Below are 20,467 nucleotides of genomic sequence, written 5' to 3' on the forward strand. Positions count from 1 at the left end.
GAGGCGTTTGCCGCCACCCTGGGGGGACTCCGACCCCCTCGGAACCGGACCGCCGGAGGCAGGCCCCCTCGGCCGCCGGATTCCACGGGCGCCCGCCCGACGGCGCGCGGACCCGGCCCACCCGCGTGTCCCGTTCCGTTGTGACCCTTCTGTAACAGCTCCCGGGAGAGCCCTCCTCTCGAACAGTCACCGAACACGATCCGTGCATACTGTCGAAGTGCCGCGAGTCCTACTTGTCGAAGACGACCCAGATGTCCGTAAGGCCGTCCAGCTGGCGCTACGACATCAGGGGCATGACGTCTTCGCCGCCGGAACGGGTGAAGAGGGCCTGGAACACCTCCGCCCCTTCCACCCGGACGTCGTCGTTCTCGACCTCATGCTGCCCGGCATGTCCGGCCTCGACGTGTGCCGCCGGATCAGGGACCGCGACCAGGTGCCGATCATCATGGTGACCGCCAAGGGGGACGACATCGACGTGGTCGTGGGGCTGGAGGCCGGCGCGGACGACTACGTGGTCAAGCCCGTGCGGGCCCGGGTGCTCGACGCCCGGATACGGGCCGTACTGCGCAGACAGGACGCGTCGGTCTCCGACGCCGTCCGGCCCAGGGCCGAGTCGCACGGCGAGCTGGTCATCGACCGCGCCGGACTCCTGGTGTCGCACCGGGGTGAACGCGTCGCGCTCGCCCCCTCCGAGCTCCGGCTGCTGCTGACCCTGTCGGCCTCGCCCGGCCAGGTGTTCAGCCGCCAGCAGTTGCTGGAAGCGGTCTGGGAGCACAGCTACCACGGCGACATACGGCTGGTGGACGCCTGCGTCAAGCGATTGCGCGGCAAGCTCGGTGAGCTGGGCGGCGATCCCCGCTACATCCAGACCGTACGTGGCTTCGGATACCGCTTCGGTGCCTCATGACCGGCGCGAGAACCGGGTGGGACCGGAAGACCGAACGGGAACGCGGGGCCGAACGGGAACGGAACACCGACGGGGAACGCGAGGCCGAACGGGAACGCGGGGCCGGCGCGGCCGGGGAGGGCCGCGGGCCGGGGCGGTTCCTCCGGGCGGCCCTGGCCAAGACCCCGCTCCCCCTGCGCGGCCTGCGCCCGCGCCTGGTGGTGGCCTTCGCCCTGGTGGCCGTGGTCAGTGCCCTGAGCACCGGCACGCTCGCCTTCCGGGAGGCGCGCACGGGGGTGCTGCAGCAGAGCCAGGACTCCGTCATCCGGCAGTTCCGTACCAGCGTCGACGCCGTGGCCGTCTACACCCCGCTGCCGCCGGGCCAGTCGGACCTGGAGGGGGCCGTGAAGCAGGTGCTCCGCGCCAACCAGTCGCAGGGCTGGCAGGTCATGGCCACGTACGGCGGTCTGCGCGCCTTCACCAGCGGTGACATCTCCGACAGGCTGAGCCCGGAGCTGCGCCGGTCCGTGGGAACCCGCCGCGCCGCGGTGTTCCAGCGGGTGAACGCCGGCGGACATCCCTATCTCGTCGTCGGAATGCCGGTCACGTACAACTCCGGCGAGCGCACGGACGACAGGCTCTCGGGGCTCGCGATGTACCTGGTGGTGCCGCAGAACACCGAAGAGGCCTACGTCCGGGCGATGGTCAGCGGCATCGAGCGCGCCACCCTGGTCGCGCTGTGCCTCGCCGTCGTCCTGGCGCTGCTGGCCGCGAGCGGCGTACTGCGTCCGGTGCGCGCGTTGCGCGGGGCGACGCGCCGGATGGCGGAGGGGCACCTCGACATCCGGCTGGCCGTCAACGGTTCCGACGAACTCGCCGACCTCTCACGGTCCTTCAACGACACGGCGGCCGCCCTGGAGCGGTCGGTGGCCGAGTTGCGCCGCCTGGAGGCTCGCGCGCGCCGCTTCGCCGCGGACGTCTCCCACGAACTGCGGACCCCGCTGGCGGCGATGTCGGCGGTCACCGACGTGCTGGACGAGAACGCCCCGCACCTGGACCGGGAGACCGGCGACGCGCTGCGGCTCGTCAGCGAGGGAACCAGTCGGCTCAGCGGGCTGGTGGAAGACCTGATGGAGATCTCCCGTTTCGACGCGGGCGCCGTCCGGCTCAACCTGGACGAGGTCGACCTGGCCGAGTCCGTCCGGCGCACCCTCGCCTCCCGCGGGTGGCAGGGGCGGGTGGAGACCCACCTGCCGCGGCCCGGCGTGCTCAGGGCGCGCGTGGATCCGCGCCGACTCGACGTCGTGATGGCCAACCTGGTCGGCAACGCGCTGCGGCACGGGGCGCCGCCGGTACGGCTGACCATGGGGGTGCGGGAGGAGCGGGCGGACGTGGCGTGGGCCGTCATCGAGGTGACGGACGCCGGACCGGGGATCGCCGAGGAAGCCATGCCGCACATCTTCGAACGCTTCTACAAGGCGAGCACCGCACGGACCCGGAGCGACAGCAGCGGACTGGGCCTGGCCATCACGGCGGAGAACGTGTCCCTGCACGGAGGGCGCGTCAGCGCGGCGAACCGGCCGGAGGGCGGATCGGTGTTCACGGTCGAACTGCCCCTGCGCCGTGACTCCTCGGCATCCGCCGACGAGGCCACCGGGGACGCCCGGTGAAGGGCTCGCGCGTACCGGCGCTGCTGGTCGGGCTCACGGCCGCGCTCACGCTGGCGGCGTGCGGGGTCCCGCCGTCCGACGTCATCCAGGCCGGCGTACCGGCGAGCGGCATGTCCTCTTCCGACGCGACGCCGCCGGTGCCGGCCGCGATCCCCCTGTATTTCCTGCGCGACGGTGATCCGACGCCCTATGTGCGCGAGGTCCACGACCCGGGGGACCTCGGGGCCGTCGTACGTCTGCTGTTCGACGGACCGACGCCCAGCGAGGCCGTGACAGCCGCCACGAAACTGCCCCGCCTGACGGACGCGCCGGACGTGACGGTCGACGAGGGCAGGACGCTCACCATCCGGCTCCCCGACGATGTCCCTGCCCTCAGCCACCTCGCCATGCGGCAGTTGGCGTGCACGATGGCTCACGTGACTCTCCCGGGTGCCGTGCCGGCCACGGACGCGACGGGAGCCGCCACCCCTTCGGCCCCTCCCCCCACGGCACAACGCTCCGTCGAGGACAGGAGCGTCCAGGTGCTCGGGGGCGGATGGACGATGACGCAGTCGGCCGCCGCGTGTCCCGACCCTCACGGCTGAGGCCGATCGTTCACCGGGCCGTCCTCTTCCCCCGTACGGTCCGCAGCACCGCGAGGACGCACAGGGTGCCGATCACGCAGGACCAGCCGTTCACCAGATGGACGGGCACGAACTCCGCGGCGGCGCCGGCCGCCACCATCCCCGCGCCCTGGATCGTCATCAGACCCGCCGACTGCACGGTCATCGCCCGCCCCCGCATCTCCTCCGGCACGGCGTCGATGAACCACTGGTCCACGCCCAGGATGTAGGCGCAGGTGAGGCCGGCCACGAACATCGCGGCGAGGGACCAGGGCAGCGCGGGTCGCAGCAGGAAGACGGCGTAGGGCAGCAGGGTGCAGGCCGCCAGTGGAACGGCGATCCGGCCGCGGGCCGCCGGGCTCAGGTACCCGCCCGCCAGGAACTCCCCGAGGATCATGCCGACCGGCATCGCCGCCATGAAGAGACCGAGTCCCGTCGTCCCCGCGCCGGCCGAGTCCGCGTACGGCGCCGCCAGCGCCTCGGGGACGACGGCGAAGAACGACGGCACCCACGCGAGCAGCAGGAGCGAGCGCACCCGGCGGTCCGCCAGCAGCCGGCCCGTGCCACCACCGCTCGCACGGTCCCGGGCACCGCGTGCGGGGCGCCGCCGGGTGCCCAGGCGCAGCAGCAGCGCGGAACCGAGGAAGGCGGCCGCGGTGAGCAGCAGCGCGCCGCGCGGCGGCACGACGATCAGCAGCAGCCCGCCGACCCCGAATCCGACGACCTGCGCCCCCTGCGCCACGATGCGGATCAAGGAGCGCCCGAGCACGAAGGCGTCGCCGGGGAGGATGTCGGCCAGGCTGGCCGCCCGCGTCCCCGTGAAGACCGGTCCGACCGCCGCCATCAGGCCGCGCAGGACGAGCAGGACGGCGATCGGTGTCCCGGGCAGCACCATCCCGGCGGCGCACGCCGCGCACAGCAGGTCACAGACCACCAGCACCCGGCGGGGCGGGAATCGGTCCGCGATCCCGGCCAGCAGTGTCCCGCTGAGGGCGTACGGCACGAAGCCGAGCGCGAAGGTGAGTGCCGACAGCAGCGGCGAGGAGGTGAGCCGGAACACCAGCACCGCCAGCGCGATCTGGGCCACGACCGTGCCCTGCAGCGACAGGACGTGCGCCGCGAAGACGGCCCGGAACTCCCGTACGGCGAAGACGGACCGGTAGCCCCCGGACGGGGATGCGGCAACAGGGGCGGGGTCGGCGCCGGGGGCAGCGCCGGTGTCGGCTTCGATCGTCATGGACCGCAGCCTGGCGACCCGGGGCCGCCGCCCGTAGTGTTTCGGCTCTGACCGAAAGTCCCTTGCGAGAGGAGGTGCGCCGGTGCCTGTCCACATGCGCTTCGGGCCGGACGACCTGCTGCGCTGCCGGTTCGGGATATCACCGCTGTGGGAGACCCAGGGCGCGGTCCGCACCCTCAAGCTGGCACGGCTGCAGGGCTATCACCTGCCTTGGCTGCGGCAGACGGAGGCGGCGGCGCGTGAACTCGACCTCACGCCGCTGTGGCTGCTGATGCCGCACGCCGGTCACACCCCGGACTTCCTCTGCCCACCACCGGACGGCCCGCTGACCTCCATCGAGCAGGACCTGGCCCGCCTGCGTGCCACCGACGTCGGCCCCGCACGTGACGACCTGGCTCGCTCCCTCGCCGACACCCCGGGCGCGGCGGACAGCTCGCGGGGACGCGCCATGCTCGCCGATCCGGCTCGCGCCGTGCGGGAGTTGGCGGATCTCTGCGAGCGGGTCTGGCACACTCTGGTCGCCCCGTACTGGCCCCGGCTGCGTGCCGTGCTGGAGGCCGACATCGCCTTCCGGGCGCGCCGGCTCGCGGACGGCGGGCTGACCGGGCTCTTCGCCGACCTCCATCCCTCGCTGAGCTGGGCGAACGGCACCCTGACGCTGCACAGGCGGACGGAGCACGACCGGGACCTCGGCGGCGACGGCCTGGTCCTCGCGCCCAGTGTCTTCGTGTGGCCGGACGTGGCGGCGGGCTTCGACCCGCCCTGGCAGGGCACCGTCGTCTATCCGGCACGCGGCATCGGCGGCCTGTGGCTGGCCCCGCGGTCCGGTTCCGACGCCCTCGTGCGGCTGCTGGGCGCCAACCGGGCCGCCATCCTCGGCGCTCTCGGCGAACCGGCGACGACCAGCGCCCTCGCCCACCGGCACGGGCTCGCCCTGTCGTCCGTCTCGTCCCATCTGTCGGTGCTCCGTGACGCGGGTCTGCTCACCTCACGCCGCTACGGTCACCAGGTGCTCTACGAGCGCACGCCGCTGGGAACCGCCCTCGCGGACGCCTGACCCGGTCCTGTCCGTGGAACCCGCCGGGAGGTACGTCCGGCGGGTGACCCCGTCCTCGCCGGGTCCCGCCGTGCGCGCGTGAAGGCGTACGCCGGGACCGGCCTCGTCCTCGGGTCGACGACGGCCCGGCCGACGCTCCGGCCGCCCGGCCGGCGCTCCGTGGCTCCGCGAACTCCGGGGCCGTCCCGGCCGCCCGGTACCTCCGTGTTCCCCCGCCGTCCGGCACGGGTTCCGGGTGCCCCGCACCTCCGTGTTCCCCCGCCGTCCGGCGCGGGTTCCGGCCGCCCCGCACCTCATACGGTGTCCATCTGCCGTGCGGCTTGCGGCTGTTCCCCCGCCGCGGCCTCTGCGATAGGCTCACTGGCCGTCCCCCGCCTGTGGCAAGGCCATCGATCACCACCGATGCGGCGGTCCGGCCGGCTTCACCTGGCGTTGTCGAGCGCACCCAGGAGAGAAAGACAGCCGTGAACGATGTGGATGCGCCCGTTCGGGACGCGCCCGGTCCGACCGGGCCGGACGCCCGCCGGTCCGGTGACCTTCAGACACTGCTCGACGAGGGCACTCGTGCCGTCGTCGACGACGGCGATCTGCGCACCGGCCGGGACCGCTTCGAACGTGCCTTCCGGCTCGCCGAGTCGGCGGGCGAGGAACGGGCGATGGCGGTGGCCGCCCTCGGCTTCGGCGGTCTGTGGGTGCACGAGCACCGTACGGTCGCCGGCTCGGTGCTCCTGGAGTCGCGGATACGCCGGGCCCTGGGGCTGCTGGACCCCCAGTCCTCGCTGGCGCTGCGGCTGCGGATCCGGCTCGCCGGTGAGGGCGGCTACCGCGCCGGCGACACCACGGCGGTACTGGCGCTGCTCGACCAGGCGAGGGACCGGCAGAACCCGATGGCGCGTGCCGAGGCCCTGAGCCTGGCGCATCACTGCCTGATCGGCCCGGAGCACGGCGCGCTGCGCCGCGAACTGGCCGCCGAACTGGTCGCGGAGAGCTTCCGTACCTCCCGTCGCAGCGATCTGCTGATGGGCCTGCTGTGGCAGACGGTCGACATGTTCCTGGACGGCGACCCCCACGCGGAACGCTGTCTGTCGGAGCTGCGCGGCCTGCTGGCCGAGCGGGACCATCTCGCGGTGGGCTTCGTCGTGAGCGCGATGGAGGTCATGCTGGCCGTCCGCGCGGGCCGCCTCGACGAAGCCGAGGCCCTGGCCAGGGCCTGTACCGAGCGCGGGATCGCCGCGGGTGACGTCAACGCGACGGTCTGGCAGGCCGCACAGCTGGTGACCATCCGCTGGTACCAGGGCCGGGTCCTCGAACTCGTGCCACTGCTCAGCGAAGTGGTCAACTCCCCCACCCTGAGCGCCGTGGACGATCACGCCCTGGCCGCGCTGGCGGTGGCCGCGGTGACGGCCGGGGACCGGCGGAAGGCCGTCAGCGCGCTGGCGACGCTGTGCGGCCACGACCTCGGCGACCTGCCCCGGTCGAGCAGCTGGATGGTGACGATGCACGGTGTCGCGGAGGCCGCGTATCTCCTCGACGACGCCGCCACGGCGGCGCGCGTCTACGAACTGCTGGGTCCGTACGGTCATCTGCCGATCGTGGGCAGCCTCGCCGTCGCCTGTTTCGGCTCGGCCCATCACGCGCTGGGGGTCGCCGCGCTGACCATGGGCGACGTCGACCGGGCCGTGACCCATCTGCGGGACGCGGTACGGCAGAATCTCGCCCTCGCGCACTGGCCCGCGGCCACGGCCTCCTGGGAACGGCTCGCCGTCGCCCTCGTCCGGGCGGGCCGGCCGGACGAGGCCGACGCCGTCCGGCAGGAGATGGCCGTGGCCGCCCAGGGGGCCGCCGCGCCGCCACCGAGGACCGCAGCACCCGGCGGCGCGGACGAGCGGGGCGAGGGCGGCCAGGGGCAGGCCGCCGCGTTCTGCACCCGGCTGGGCCGGAAGTGGCGGATCGGGGTCGGCGGGCGCAGTGTCCTGGTGGACCACAGCGTGGGGATGTTCCATCTGGTGGTCCTGATCGCCAACCCGCGGCAGGAGATCCGGGCCGTCGACCTCGTGGCGGGGCTGACCGCGCTCGACGGGGCCGTCAAGGACACGGCCCTGTCCGGGCAGCGGACACTGGACCGGGTGGCGACGCGGGAGTACCGCGGTCGTCTGGTCCGGCTGCGCCTCGAACTGGACGAGTCCAAGGCGGCCGACGACCCCGAGCGCGCCGCCGCGGCTCAGGCCGAACACGACTGGCTGGTGGGGCAGTTGGCGGGCGCCACGGGATTGGGCGGACGCGCCCGGCGGTTCCCCGAGGGCGAGGAACGCTCGCGGGTCGCGGTGAGCAAGGCCGTCCGCCGCGCGCTGGACCGGATCACGGTGGCCGATCCGGTGATCGGTGAACACCTGCGGCACACCGTGCACACCGGGGTGCGGTGCTCGTACTGGCCCGCCTGACGTGTGCTCCCGGCTGCCGTCCGACCGACCGCGCGCCCCGGGTCGATGGGGCGGCCGGAACCGCCGTACGGGCCGCCGCCCCTCCCGTTGAACGGAGCGCCGGCCCGCCCGTCGTAGGGAACGTCGACCCGTGCAACGGGAGGGGCGGCGGCCCGGTCACGGGTGAAGAACCCGTGGGCGCCGCCGGTGGTACCGCATCACTCCCGTCGACCACCCGCGTGGTGCCGCCTGCGCGGGTCGCCGCGCCGGTGGGTCGGCGTCGGCCGGCCGGCGGACGTGTGGCGGGTCCGCCTCACAGCCCCGTCAGCGTCTGCCAGGTCGTGGACGCGACGACCCCGTCGGCCGGCAGGCCGTGGGCGGACTGGAAGGACCGCACCGCGCCGCCGGTGGCCGGACCGAAGGAACCGTCCACGCTCAACGCGCCCCCGTGGGCGTTGAGCTGACGCTGCAACGCCGTCACGGCGGGCCCGCCGCCGCCCTGCTGCACGACGACGGCGAGGGCCCGCCAGGTCGCGGGTCCCACGACCCCGTCGCTGGACAGGCCGCGGCTGGTCTGGAAGGTCCGCACGGCGCCGCCGGTGGCCGAACCGAAGGAACCGTCCACGCTCAGCGTGACGCCCCGGGCGTTGAGCAAGTACTGCGCGGTCCTGACCCGTTCACCGCTCGCCCCCTGCTGGACCACCGGCCAGCCGGCGCCCGGAAGCGGCGTGCCGCGGCCGGCGGGCAGGGGGAACGGCGTGGGCAGGAGCAGTTGGGTGTTGCGGGCGCCGGCCGTTCCCCGGCGCCTGTCGATACCGGCCGCCACCGCCTGGAGGTCGTTGGCGGCCAGCTCGCGTCCCAGCGAGGCCAGCATGCCGGGGGTGCTGGTGTCCCCGTCGCACGAGAGGGGTGCGTCTGAGTCGACCATGGTGGTGAAGACGGACAGGATGCCGCCGCCCTCGGCGATCTCGAAGATCCGGCTCTGGATGGGCCAGTCGATGTGCGAGGCCGTGTTCACCTCCCAGAAGCCGTTGCCGAGGGCGGACGCCCAGGACGGCTTGTGGGCCGAGACGTTGTTGGTGTGGGTGTGGCCGTCGACCATCAGGATCACGTTCGGGAAGCGCAGCAGCAGGTCGCGGAGTTCCGTGCCACCGTACGGGGACCCGCTGTCCGTGTTGTCCATGGAGTCGAGCGTGTGATGGCAGCAGATGACGACGAGTCTGTCGGTCACGCCCGGCTGGTCAACGACCGTCCTGGCCCCGGCGCCGCCGGAGCCCTCGAGTTCGTAGCGCGAACTGTTCGCCTTGAGCTGGGCGTTCAGCCAGTTCCACTGGTCCTTGTCGATGGCGCCGTCGGCACCGCCGTCGGCGTTGGTCGTGTCCAGCACCAGGAACTGGAACACGTCGTCCGGCCCCGAGGGGATCGCGTAGTAGCCCTTGTCGCTGCCGGAGGTGAAGCCGTGCCCGCGAGGCGTACCGGTGGTGTCGAAGTGCTCGGCGATGAAGTCGCCGCGCGTGAGCAGCCGTCGGGACGGATCCGCCGTCACCCGCGCGGTCCGGAGGGTGAACTCGCCGGTCAGTACGTCCTTCAGCAGGTCCAGGTAGTACGACGCGGTGTTGTCGAAGACGTCCGGGACTCCCTCGACCTCGGTCAGTTTGGTGGAGCCGGTGGCGATGGCCTTGAGCGGGTCGAAGGGAAGGGCGTCGATCGGGACGTTGCCCTGCACGAGCGCGTCGTGGTTGCCGTAGGCGGCGTACCAGGGCATGCCCAGTCCGGTCGCCGTGAACGGTCTGCGGGCGGCCGTCAGCAGGCCGCCCACGACGGGGAATCCGTGCAGGGCGTTGGTGTCGGGCGGGGTCTGACGTGCCTCCGGATGCCAGTAGTGGGTCTCCGTCCCGAACTGGCCGCCCGACACGCTCTCGTCCTTCGTGAGGTCACCGGAGTCCGGGCGCACCGCATTGCCGTCGAGCAGGTCGATGTACCACCGGGACTCGTTGTACTGGCAGTTGTCGACCGCGTCGCCCGTGACGACGGTGAAGGCGAGCGGTGCGCTCGTGCGCGGACCGCGCACGACCTGCCGGACGGCCCGGCACATCGCGTCGGTCGTCTGCGTCGAGAGGAACTCGTGCGCGCGGTACGCCGATTCGGCCGGGTACGAGTTGTAGTGCGGGGGTCCGTAGTCCGCGAGCCGGTCCAGGCACTCGACGCGCAGCGGCGACTGGTCGTCGACGATGTGCAGGTCGGACATCTGGGCGAAGGCGATCAGCGACCGGGTGACCTGCGGATCGGTGGCGGGGGTGAGGTCGTCGCGGACGAGGTGCGGTTCGCCGGGAGCGGCGACCACACCGTGGTATCCCATGCCCAGGTCGGGACCGACCCGCACGGTCCGGTCCAACGTGGTGAGTCCGGACGCGGCGCCGGTGCCGGGAGACGGCGACGCGGCGCGGGCCACGGCGCGCAGACCGCCGACGTCGATGGCCGCGGCCACCACGGCCACTCCGGCGGCCGTCAGGATCCTGCGACGGGAGACTGCCATGTCGATTCCTTCGGTGTGGGGGTGTGACGTGCTGCGAAGTCGTCGTTCGCCCGTCCCGCACCCCGGTGACCGAGACGGGTTCCGGGGGCCGGTACGGGATGGGTTGCGGGGGTGGCGGGAGCCCGCGCAGGTGCCGGCCCCGCCACTGGGCGACGGGGCCGGCACCTGTGTTCAGGCGGCGGAGCGGGAGGGTTCAGGTGTCACCGGGCCGGTCACAGCCCGATGATGCTGTGCGTGGGACGCAGCTGGAACTGGCAGGACTCCCAGGCCGACCAGGTGGTGCTGCTGGGGTCGGTCTGAGCGCAGTGGTAGAGCGTGCCCGTGTCGTCCACGGCGAACAGCTCGATCTTCCCGGCCCCGTTGCGCTCGGCGGCGACGTGGCGCATCCGCAGCGCGGTGCCGCCGTACTGGGTCGATATCTGGGCCCAGGACTGCCAGGTGCCGGCGGCGGGGGCGGTCTCGAAGCGGCGCCAGAGCATCCCGTCCGGATTGGTGCCGAAGATCGCCAGGCGTCCGTCGAGGTTGCGGGCCATGTCGATGGAGTCGAGGATGCCGTCGACCGGCAGCACCCCGCCCCACTCGCTCTCCGTCTGCGCGTTGGCGACGTTCATCTTGCGCTGGATGAGGAGGCCGTCCTCCTTGATGGCGACCAGCACGGCGCGCCCGTCGGAGCCGGTCTCGACGGCGAGCTGGATCGCGGTGCCGCCGAGCTGGGTCCAGGGGGTGAACCAGCCGTTCGAGGGGGTGTCGTCGTTGAGGAAGTCCTGCCAACGGTGGCGGATGGTGTTGTCGTTGCGGGTCGCGTAGACCTGCATGCCGCCCCACTGGTCCTGGACTGCGGTCACCGAGGTGAAGGCGGAGTCGAACAGCTGGGGCGCCGTGTAGGTGCCGCTGCCCACGCCGGTCTGCGCACGACGGTTCACGAAGCCGTTCTGGTCGATGGCGAACACCTCGACCCGGCCGTCCTGGTGACTGACGGCGGTGACGCACCGCCACCCCGGACCGGTGGCGAGCTTCGTCCAGGACTGGAGGCTGCCGCCGACGGTCTGCTGGCTGGTGTTCCACAGATTGCCCTGCGCGTCCGTGCCGAACAGCTCCAGCCGCCCGTCCTTGTTGCGGGCCGTGGCGATCGGGGAGCCGAACGGGAGTGGCGCGTGCAGCGGGAAGGGGGCCGGCAGGAGCAGTTGGGTGTTGCGGTCCTGGCTGACACCCATGCGGTTGGTGATGCCGTGGCTCACCTCTTGCGGGTCGTTGGTGGCCAGTTCCCTTGCGAGGGAGGCGAGTTGTGCGGGGGTGCTGGTGTCGCCCCCGAAGGAGAGGGGCGCGGCGGGGTCGACCATGGTGGTGAAGATCGAGAGGGTGGCGGGCCCGGCGGACGAGCCGAACTCGCCCGCGTTCTGCGCGTCGGGGCTCGCCATGATCTCGATGATGCGGCTCTGGATCGGCCAGTCGATGTGGGAGGCCGTGGAGATCTCCCAGAAGCCACCGGAGATCGGGCTGGAGGCCGGCGCCGGATGGGGGACGATCTTGTTCGCGTGCGTGTGTCCGTTGACCATGGCGATCACGTTCGGGTAGCGCAGCAGCAGCGCCTTGAGTTCGTCGCCGGTGTGCCGGTCCCCGAAGATGCCGCCGAAGATGCCGTCGTCGAGGTTGTCCATGGTGTTGAGCGTGTGGTGGCAGAAGAGGACGTACATCTTGTCCTGCACACCGCTCTGCGTGACGACGCGGTTGCCGGTGTCGATGTAGCGCGAACTGTTGGCCCTGAGCTGCTGCTCCAGCCAGTTGAGCTGGTCGGTGTCGATCGACCCGCCCGCGGCCCCGGAGCCGAAGCCGTCGGTGTTGGTGTTGGTGGAGTCGAGGGTGATGTAGCGGACGAGGTCGCCGGAGCCGGACGGGATCGCGTAGTAGGCCTTGTCGATCCCGACGCCCTGGAATCCGTGACCGACCGGCAGGCCGGCGGTGTTGAAGTGGTCCTGGATGAACGCCTTGCGGGTGACCAGCCGCCGGTTGGGGTCGGCGACGACCCTGGTTCCCTCCAGGTCCCAGGCGACCATCAGCTTGCCGAAGGTGCCGAGGTCGCCGTAGTCGTCCGGCAGGTCGGCGGAGGTGCCGGTGGTCTTGGAGGAACCGACCGTCATGCCCTGGACGTCCACGAGGTTGTTGTCGATGGGCTCGTTGCCCTGCCACAGTCCGTCGTGGTTGCCGTACGCCGCGTACCAGGGCATGCCGAGACCGTGGGAGACGAACGGACGGCGGGCCGCGCCCACCGCGCCGCTCGCGTCCAGCAGGCCCGGCACATAGGGGAATCCGAGCCCCGACGTGCCGGTGTACCGGTTGCCCGGCACCTGCTGCGGGGGCACCGACGGGTAGTAGTAGTGGTTGTCCGCGGTACCGCCGCCGGTCAGGGACCCGCCGGCGAAGCTCTGGTCCAGGCCGATGCGGCCGGAGTCCGGGACGATGGTCTGGCCGCCGTCGAGCAGGTCGATGTACCAGCGGTTCTCGTTGTGCTGGCAGTTGTCGATCGCGTCACCGGTGACGATGGTGAACTGCAGCGGTTTCTTGCTCCGCGGGCCCTTGCCGATGCCGGCGACGGCCTGGCACATCGCGTCGACGACCTGCGTCGACAGGAACTCGTGACCCCGGTAGGCCGAATCGGTGGGATACGAGGCGTAGTGCGGGGCGCCGGCGTCGGCGTAGCGGTCCATGAACTCGAGGCGGGCCGGTGACTGGTCGTCCACGATGTGCAGGTCGGTCATCTGCGCGAACGCCGCCAGTGCCATCGTCGGAGGGCCGAAGCGGGACCAGAGGTCCGTACGTATGGTGTGCGGCTCGCCCGGCCCGGCGACGAGCCGCTGATAGCCCGCGCCCTGGGCGTAACTCGCCCGCTGCACCGTCCGGTCCCACGTGGTGGCCACCGGCGCGTCCGATGCGGAGGCCGCCGCCGTGGCGGCCGACCGGCCGGTGCCCGTCGCCGTCGCGGCTTCGGCGGCGGCGCGGAAACCGCCCGCGTCGATGGCTGCCGCCACCACGCCCGCTCCGGTCGTCGTCAGTAGCCTTCTTCGCGAGATACCCACGCCATGTCTCCCAGGAAAGGTCGAACTCGTCTCCTTTCCCGGCGTTCCATTCCGTTCCGCCCCGTTCCACGGGCCCGTCGGCGACCGGACGCCGGAACGTCACGACGACGCGCGCTTCCGGCGTCCGTGGGACGGGGACGGGTGACCGGTACTGGGACGGGTGACCGGAACCGGGGACGGCTGACCGGAACCGGCTGCCGGGTGACCGGTACCAGGGACGGGTGACCGGCACCAGGGACGCGTGCCGGGTGCCGATCGTGGTACGAGGCGCGATCGTGGGGGCGGCCCGTCGCGGTGTGCTCCTGCCGGTCAGTTGTACGTCAGGCTCCACAGGAAGACGTCGACCGCCCGCAGCAGGTCGTCGGTCTCCTCGGTCCGGGCCCGCAACGCGCCCGGAACGTGGGCCAGTTCCCAGGAATCCGGGTCCGCGGGCGGGTGCGGCTCGGCCGCCCACAGCCGGCCGACCTCCCGCGCGCTCGTCCGCAGCCCGTCGCACGCGTGGGCCGCGGCCAGGAGTACCTGCGCCAGCGGCCCCGGGTCTTCCTGGCTGTCACGCGGCAGCGTGTCGGCGTCGGTGGACAGGACGTCCGCTAGGTCGGCCAGTCGCGCGGCCCGTGCCGGCCAGCCCGGCACCCGGTCTTCCGGGGTGGCGCGTTCGCCGACCCGTTTCCGGTCCAGGCCGAGGCGCGTCCAGGTGGACCGTTCCCGGGCGGTGGGCTGCCATGTCCCCCGCTCCCGCCGGTCGTCCGCCCTCCCCATGGCCTGACGAGCGAGGACGAGGGTCGCCGGCCAGTCGCCACGCTCCCAGTCGGGCGTCGCCAGCACTTCACGGACACGGTAGCCGAGCGTCAACCGCGCCTCGGCCGGGCGGGGTCGGGGAAGTTCGGCCTCGACGTGGTTCCGCAGTACGTGTCTGATCCCGGCCACGGACGCGGCGCTGCCGACGCCGATGCCGCCCTTCCGGGCGGCTTCGGGCAGGGGGCCTGCCGCCAAGGGGACGGCCGCGGGGTCGCAGTAGGGCAAGGTGTCGGCCAGGAGGACCTCGTCGACCAGGATCCCGGCGTCGCGGGCGGTCCGCCACAACACCAGGGCCACCGTGTGCGGTCCGCTTCCCCACGGCCACTTGGCACGCGGACCGGACCGCGCGTGGAACCGCCCGGGTGCCGGAACACCGAAGCCGCGCTCCTGCTCCTCGTACCAGGCGACCAACAGACCGCCCTGATGACAGGCCCGTTCCCATGCCCCGCAGCCGTACGCGGCCCGGTGCCCCGACTCCCACCCGTCCACGTCCATGCCCACGTCCATGCCCACGTTCACGGGATGAACCGTACCGGGACCCGTCCGCGGCCCCGGACGCCGATCCCGGAACCGCACCGCCGCGCACCGCCGCGCACCGCCGCGCACCGCCGCGCACCGCCGCGCACCGGCGTCACCGGGGAACAGGACAAGCCGGGTCGCCGTCGAAGTCGAGCCCGCCCGGCTCTGCCGCGAGTGGGGCCGCCCCGCTTTACTGTCCGGTGTGACCGTGAACCCGGCTCGCGGCTCGGGACACCCGGCCGCCGGGGGACGCGGACCTGTGGCGATGGGCCGACGGGGGCATGCGATGCGGCGGGAGCGGGTGCCGGCGCTCATCCGGACTGGCCCTGCTCGCCCAGGAGTGGCCGCAGCCCCCGCCCGGTCCCGGACCGACGGCGGACGATGTCACGGGACGCTCCGGCCGGCGACCGCGCGGATCGGGCCGGGTGGACGTCGGCCCGAGGCCGGCTGGTACGGCGGGCGCCGGACGCCCGTCAGACGCCCTGTGCGGCGAAGCCGTACCGCCACGTCGTGTACTCGGGTTCCCAACCCCGGGAGCGGGCCCGTTGGTTGGACGCGCCCCTGGCCCCGCCCTGCCGTCCTGTCCGTGCCTCGGGTGCGGGCACGCCGAGGGCGGCGGCCAGGACGGGCAGCCACTGACGGCCCTCCGCCGGTTCGTCGTCCACGATGTTGACGGGCCCGGACGGCCAGTCGAGGGCGGCGACGGTGGCCCTCGCGGCGTCGGCGACGTGCACGAACGAGGTGACCGAGCGATCCGCCTCGAGGTTGGCGAGAAGACGCGCGCCCGGGTCACCGGCCAGCGCCGCGGCCACGGCTCCGCCCGGCGCGTACCAGGTGCCCGGGCCGTACAGGATGCCGTACCGCAGTGCCACGCCGGTCTCCATCTCGGCCACGGTCTCCTCCAGTGCCCGGATGCCCTCCACCATCGCTCCTCGCGGCCCGGACGCTCCGAGATCCAGCGGTTCGGTCTCGTCCGCGGGGCTCTCCCCCGGCACGTACGCCCAGGAGATCGACTGGGCGACGATCCGTTCCACGCCGGCGGACCTGGCCGCGTCCACGAGATTGCGTGTGCCCTCACGGCGCAGCCGGTCGGTCGCCTCCCCGTCGGCGTCGGACAGGGCGGTGAGCTGGTGGATCACCGCGTCCGGAGCGGCCGCGGCCATGACCCGCCGCAGCCCGTCCCTGTCGAACGCGTCCGCCCGCACGGCCGACGCGCCCTGCCGTCGTACGCGCTCGGCCCCTTCGGCGGTACGGGAGACTCCCGTGACCCGATGTCCTTCTCTCAGCAGCAGGGGGACGAGGAGTCGGCCCACCGCGCCGGTCGCACCGGCAACCAGGATGTTCATGGTCAGATCAGTCCTTTCGTTCGGACGCGTTTCCATGGTGTACGGAAGGGGTGGGAGCTGCCGTCCGGGCGGGCACGCGGGGGGCTGCCCGCCCCTTCACGGCGAGGGTGTCCTCCCCGCACGGCGGGCCGGCGCTCCCCGCCGCCGTCCGCGTCGCGCCTGCCGGACGCGGGCGCCGTCGTCCGACGACACGGTCGAGCCAGGCGCCGAGCGCGGCTCCCAGGACCGGCGCCACCAGATAGATCCACAGGTCCTCGGTCCGCCCGGCGAGCAGGGCGGGCCCGAACTGACGGGCCGGGTTGACCGAGCCCCCGCTGCGGGTGCCGAGCAGGGTGATCACCAGCGCGACGGACAGTCCGACGGCGTACGGCAGCAGGTGGGCGAGGCGGGTCCGCGCCAGCAGGAACCCGACGACGAGGACGATGGCCGCCATGCTTCCCGCCTCGGCGAGAAAGACGGCCGAGGGCTGCCATGCGGGCGCGGGCCCGATCGCCGCGTAGTCGACCGGCGGGAGGGTGACCGGGCGTCCCCACGCCAGCCGCGCCAGCCCCGTCCCCGCCGCGGAACCCGCGAGTTGGGCCAGCACGTAGGGCAGGACGTCGCGTCCCGGGAAAGCGCCCATCAACCACAGCGAGACCGTCACGGCGGGATTCATGTGTCCCCCGCTGCGCCTGCCCGCCGGGGTGAGGACGAGCACGGTGAGGACGGTCCCGCTGAAGGCGCCGATGACGGTGATCGCGGCGCCGGACCCGGCGACGCAGAGTGCGGAGCCCGGATCGCGCAGCCACCGTACGGCCGTCACCGCGAGGAACAGCAGGACGGTGGCGAGCACGAACTCGTCGACGGCACGGGCCGGCGGCAGCCGGCGCGCGGGAGGGGGAACGGTACTCACCGTGATCTCCTTCGCGTGAGGCGTGCGGTCAGGAGGCGGGTGTGTAGTGACCGGGGACCAGGCGGGTGGACACCCCGAAGCGGTTCCAGGCGTTGATCGTCGTGATCGCGACGATGAGACGGGCCAGTTCGCTCTCGTCGAACTCCGCGGCCGCCCTCGCGTACACCTCGTCCGGCACGAAACCGTCCGTGAGCACGGTGATCGCCTCGGTCAGCTCGATCGCCGCGACCTCCTTGGCCGTGTAGAAGTGCCTCGACTCCCGCCAGGCGTCGAGCTGGAGGATCCGCTGCGCCGACTCGCCCGCCGCGAGCGCGTCCTTGCTGTGCATGTCCAGGCAGAAGGCGCAGTGGTTGATCTGGGAGGCGCGGATCTTGACCAGGTTCAGCAGGACGGGCGCGAGCCCTCGCTTCGCCGCCGTGTCCAGGCGGACCATGGCCTTGAAGGCCTCCGGCGCGAGTTCCGCCCAGTCGAGGCGGGGCGCGTGCTCGGGAAGACGGCCACTCTCGCCCGGATGGCCCGATTCGTCGATTTCGTACGGGTCGGCATGGTTCTCGTGTGCTTCGTTCGTGTTCATGACGGCAACGCTACGCATCCAGTGGCACTGACGTAGGGTCCATTTCTGTGACAGATTCCCAGACCAATCCAGAGGCCGACCCGCCCTCAGGACCGGGCGCCGACCTCCATCTGGAACTGCGCGGTCCCGGGCTGCGCGCCGGGCTCACGCACGCGCTCCGGGACGCCGTCCGTACGGGGCGACTGGCACCCGGCACCCGGCTGCCTCCGTCCCGCTCGCTCGCCGCCGATCTCGGCGTCTCCCGCAACACCGTCACCGACTCCTACACCGAACTCGTCGCGGAGGGCTGGCTCACCGCCCGGCAGGGCTCCGGGACCCTGGTGGCGGAGCGGGCCGAGCCGGGCCGGGCCGAGCCCGCTCCCCGCGCCCGGACGGCCCCCGAACGACCGACGTACGGCCTGCGGCCGGGCTCACCGGACCTCGCGAACTTCCCCCGCACGCAGTGGCTCGCCGCCGCCCGCCGCGCCCTGACCGCGGCACCGCACGCCGCCTTCGGCTACGGCGACGCCCTCGGCCAGATCCGCCTGCGCACCGCCCTCGCGGACTATCTGGCGCGGGCCCGCGGGGTGTACGCCGAGCCGGAGCGGATCGTGGTCTGCTCCGGCTTCCACCACGGGCTCGCGCTGATGGCACGGGCGCTCAGGTCACGGCGGGTGCGGGCGGTGGCCGTGGAGTCGTACGGACTCGATCTCTACCGCGACCTGTTGACCGACGCCGGCCTGCGCACTCCGTCCGTCCACGTCGACGAACACGGTGCGCGCACCGACGACCTGGAGCGGCTGGAGGGCATCGGCGCGGTACTGATGACACCCGCCCACCAGTACCCGACCGGGGTCGCGCTGCGCCCGGACCGGCGCACGGCGGCCGTCGAGTGGGCGCGGCGCACGGGCGGCCTGATCCTGGAGGACGACTACGACGGGGAGTTCAGGTACGACCGTCAGCCGGTGGGCGCCCTCCAGGGCCTCGGCCCCGACCGGGTGGTGTACTTCGGCTCGGTGAGCAAGTCACTGGCGCCCGGTGTACGGCTGGGCTGGATGGTCCTGCCGGCGGAACTGGTCCCGGAGATCGTCGCGGCCAAGGGGTACGGCGACTACATGTCGAGCGCGCTCGAACAGCTGACGCTGGCGGAGTTCCTGACGTCGGGCGCGTACGACCGCCATGTGCGCTCGATGCGCCTGCACTACCGGCGCCGCCGCGAGCAGCTGGTCACGGCCCTGGCCCACAGGGCCCCCCACATCCACGTGAGGGGTATGGCCGCCGGGCTGCAGGCGGTCCTCGAACTCCCCCTCGGGACAGAGCTCTCGGTGACCCGGGAGGCGGCGCGGCGGGGCCTCGCGGTCAGCGGGCTCGCGGAGTTCCGCCACGAGACGCCGGAGTCCGGGCGGCGACTCCCCCGGCAGGACGCTCTCGTGGTGAATTACGCGGCTCCCTCGGACAGCGCGTGGAAGGGCGCGCTGGACGTCCTGTGCGGGGTGATGCCCTAGCGCTGCCGCGGTGCGCCGCCATGCCACGCCGCCGTGACCCGCCGGGGCGTGGCGTGCGTGGCATGGCGTGGCCCGGTATCGCCAGGGCAGGACGTGCGTGGCATGGCGTGCATGGCATGGCGTGGCCCGGTATCGCCAGGGCAGGACGTGCGTGGCATGGCGTGCATGGCATGGCGTGACCTGCCGCGGCCCGGTCGTGGAGGTCACGGCCGCCGGCGTTCCCGCGGTGGCCGGCTCATCTCGGGCCGACGACGGATTCCTCCAGGTGGGCGAAGGCGTCGGCGGCCGTGTCGGCGAGGACGAACAACCCGCTCAGGGGCACCGGCAGGAACCCCTCCTCCTCCATCCGGCGGAGCTGGAGTGCCAGACCGTCGTAGAACCCGGCCGTGTTCAAGAGGACCACGGGCTTGTCGTGCAGGCCGTGCTTCCTCAGCTCCAGCACCTCGGTCACCTCGTCCAGCGTGCCCAGGCCGCCCGCCAGTACGACCACCGCGTCCGCGCGGGCGAGCAGCAGCGCCTTGCGCGCGGCGAGATCCTCGGCGAACACCATCTCGTCGGCGTCCCGCCTGGCCCACTCGCGCAGAAAGTCGACCGAGACCCCCACCAGCCGCCCTCCGGTCTCCCGCACCCCGTCGGCGACGACCTTCATCAGACCCGTGTCCGATCCGCCCCACACCAGGGTGTGACCGCCCTCGCCGAGCAGCTCGGCCAGTTCGCGGGCCGGCCGGGTGTAGCGCTCGTCGAGGTCCGCGGCGGAGAGGAAGACACAGATGTTCATCGTGGTGGGGGCTGCTGCTGTCATGATCCCGACCCTACGTACCTGACGCCTCGGTGGTGGGCGCCAATTCCCGGGCGTCGGACGCGACCAATTCACCGGCGCGGCCTCCGCCGTCACGGCCTCCACCCTCGTGTCCTCCGTCGTCGCGCCCCCGAGGCGCACCGACACGGCCGACCTCGCCGACCGGCCGGTGGACGAGTTGTCCGGCGGTCAGCGGCAGCGGGTGTGGATCGCCCTGGCGCTGGCCCAGGACACGGAACTGCTGCTCCTAGACGAGCCGACGACGTACCTGGACATCGCGCACCAGGTGGAGGTCCTGGACCTCGTCCGCCGCCTCAACCACGAACGCGGCCGCACCGTCGTCGCCGTCCTCCACGACCTCAACCAGGCCGCCCGTTACGCCGATCACCTCGTCGCCATGAAGGCGGGCCGCGTCGTCGCCCAGGGTCCGCCGGACGAGGTCGTCACCGCCGATCTGGTCCAGGACGTCTTCGGTCTCTCCTGCGTCGTCGTCCCCGACCCGGTCACCGGCGGCCCGCTCGTCGTCCCCGCCCGGGTGTGGGAGGCGCGGGCGCGCTGACCGACCGGCCGGGC

Annotated in this window: 14 protein-coding genes and 1 pseudogene; 7 read left to right on the plus strand and 8 right to left on the minus strand. The window is 72.8% G+C overall.

The window, feature by feature from the left end; translation table 11 throughout:
• Positions 1-217 precede the first annotated feature (217 nt).
• Genes GFH48_RS05520 through GFH48_RS05530 form a run of 3 tightly spaced genes read left to right on the plus strand, consistent with a single transcriptional unit; the run spans position 218 to position 3,140 of the window.
• Positions 218-907, plus strand: coding sequence for a response regulator transcription factor (locus GFH48_RS05520; protein WP_153287177.1), 690 nt, complete (start codon positions 218-220; stop codon positions 905-907).
• Complete coding sequence (locus tag GFH48_RS05525; protein WP_153287178.1) at positions 904-2,556, plus strand: sensor histidine kinase; 1,653 nt, start codon at positions 904-906, stop codon at positions 2,554-2,556. Before GFH48_RS05520 ends, GFH48_RS05525 begins: the two co-directional genes overlap by 4 nt.
• Entirely contained in the window at positions 2,553-3,140 is a 588-nt protein-coding gene (locus tag GFH48_RS05530; RefSeq protein ID WP_153287179.1) for a GerMN domain-containing protein, read from the plus strand. Before GFH48_RS05525 ends, GFH48_RS05530 begins: the two co-directional genes overlap by 4 nt.
• A gap of 10 nt (positions 3,141-3,150) precedes the next feature.
• Here GFH48_RS05530 and GFH48_RS05535 read toward each other — a convergent pair whose 3' ends face one another.
• A complete protein-coding gene (locus tag GFH48_RS05535; RefSeq protein ID WP_153287180.1) occupies positions 3,151-4,395 on the minus strand; it encodes an MFS transporter in 1,245 nt (414 codons plus the stop codon).
• 82 nt (positions 4,396-4,477) lie between these two features.
• Between GFH48_RS05535 and GFH48_RS05540 the strand changes: the two genes are divergently transcribed.
• Both GFH48_RS05540 and GFH48_RS05545 read left to right on the plus strand, forming a co-directional pair.
• On the plus strand, positions 4,478-5,452 hold the full coding sequence (locus GFH48_RS05540) for a DUF5937 family protein (RefSeq protein ID WP_153287181.1): 975 nt from the start codon (positions 4,478-4,480) through the stop codon (positions 5,450-5,452).
• A 464-nt stretch (positions 5,453-5,916) separates the two neighbouring features.
• Positions 5,917-7,893 (plus strand): hypothetical protein, encoded by a 1,977-nt coding sequence (locus tag GFH48_RS05545; RefSeq protein WP_228120374.1) that lies wholly within the window; start codon positions 5,917-5,919, stop codon positions 7,891-7,893.
• 292 nt (positions 7,894-8,185) lie between these two features.
• Here the strand turns inward: GFH48_RS05545 and GFH48_RS05550 are convergent, their stop codons facing one another.
• The 6 genes from GFH48_RS05550 to GFH48_RS05575 all read right to left on the minus strand — a co-directional run bounded on the left by GFH48_RS05550 (position 8,186) and on the right by GFH48_RS05575 (position 17,611).
• Entirely contained in the window at positions 8,186-10,408 is a 2,223-nt protein-coding gene (locus GFH48_RS05550) for a TIGR03767 family metallophosphoesterase (RefSeq protein ID WP_153287182.1), read from the minus strand.
• A 212-nt stretch (positions 10,409-10,620) separates the two neighbouring features.
• Entirely contained in the window at positions 10,621-13,482 is a 2,862-nt protein-coding gene (locus GFH48_RS05555) for a TIGR03767 family metallophosphoesterase (protein WP_153287183.1), read from the minus strand.
• A 309-nt stretch (positions 13,483-13,791) separates the two neighbouring features.
• Complete coding sequence (locus GFH48_RS05560; protein WP_153287184.1) at positions 13,792-14,799, minus strand: hypothetical protein; 1,008 nt, start codon at positions 14,797-14,799, stop codon at positions 13,792-13,794.
• Positions 14,800-15,272: 473 nt separating this feature from the next.
• Positions 15,273-16,145 carry an NAD-dependent epimerase/dehydratase family protein gene (locus GFH48_RS05565; RefSeq protein ID WP_153287185.1) on the minus strand — a complete coding sequence of 291 codons (873 nt, stop codon included), beginning with the start codon at positions 16,143-16,145 and terminating at the stop codon, positions 15,273-15,275.
• A 7-nt stretch (positions 16,146-16,152) separates the two neighbouring features.
• On the minus strand, positions 16,153-17,037 hold the full coding sequence (locus tag GFH48_RS05570) for an MIP/aquaporin family protein (RefSeq protein WP_228120376.1): 885 nt from the start codon (positions 17,035-17,037) through the stop codon (positions 16,153-16,155).
• Positions 17,038-17,065: 28 nt separating this feature from the next.
• The gene (locus tag GFH48_RS05575) at positions 17,066-17,611 is read right to left on the minus strand and encodes a carboxymuconolactone decarboxylase family protein (protein WP_153287186.1); all 546 of its coding nucleotides are present in this window, start codon (positions 17,609-17,611) and stop codon (positions 17,066-17,068) included.
• Positions 17,612-17,658: 47 nt separating this feature from the next.
• Between GFH48_RS05575 and pdxR the strand changes: the two genes are divergently transcribed.
• Positions 17,659-19,095 carry a MocR-like pyridoxine biosynthesis transcription factor PdxR gene (gene pdxR / locus GFH48_RS05580; protein WP_153287187.1) on the plus strand — a complete coding sequence of 479 codons (1,437 nt, stop codon included), beginning with the start codon at positions 17,659-17,661 and terminating at the stop codon, positions 19,093-19,095.
• 235 nt (positions 19,096-19,330) lie between these two features.
• Here pdxR and GFH48_RS05585 read toward each other — a convergent pair whose 3' ends face one another.
• The gene (locus GFH48_RS05585) at positions 19,331-19,873 is read right to left on the minus strand and encodes an LOG family protein (RefSeq protein WP_153292736.1); all 543 of its coding nucleotides are present in this window, start codon (positions 19,871-19,873) and stop codon (positions 19,331-19,333) included.
• Positions 19,874-20,030: 157 nt separating this feature from the next.
• Here GFH48_RS05585 and GFH48_RS05590 point away from each other — a divergent pair.
• Positions 20,031-20,453: pseudogene (locus GFH48_RS05590) on the plus strand (ABC transporter ATP-binding protein); the annotation flags it as partial.
• Positions 20,454-20,467: the final 14 nt, after the last annotated feature.

The sequence above is a fragment of the Streptomyces fagopyri genome, assembly GCF_009498275.1.
GTDB classification, from domain to species: domain Bacteria; phylum Actinomycetota; class Actinomycetes; order Streptomycetales; family Streptomycetaceae; genus Streptomyces; species Streptomyces fagopyri.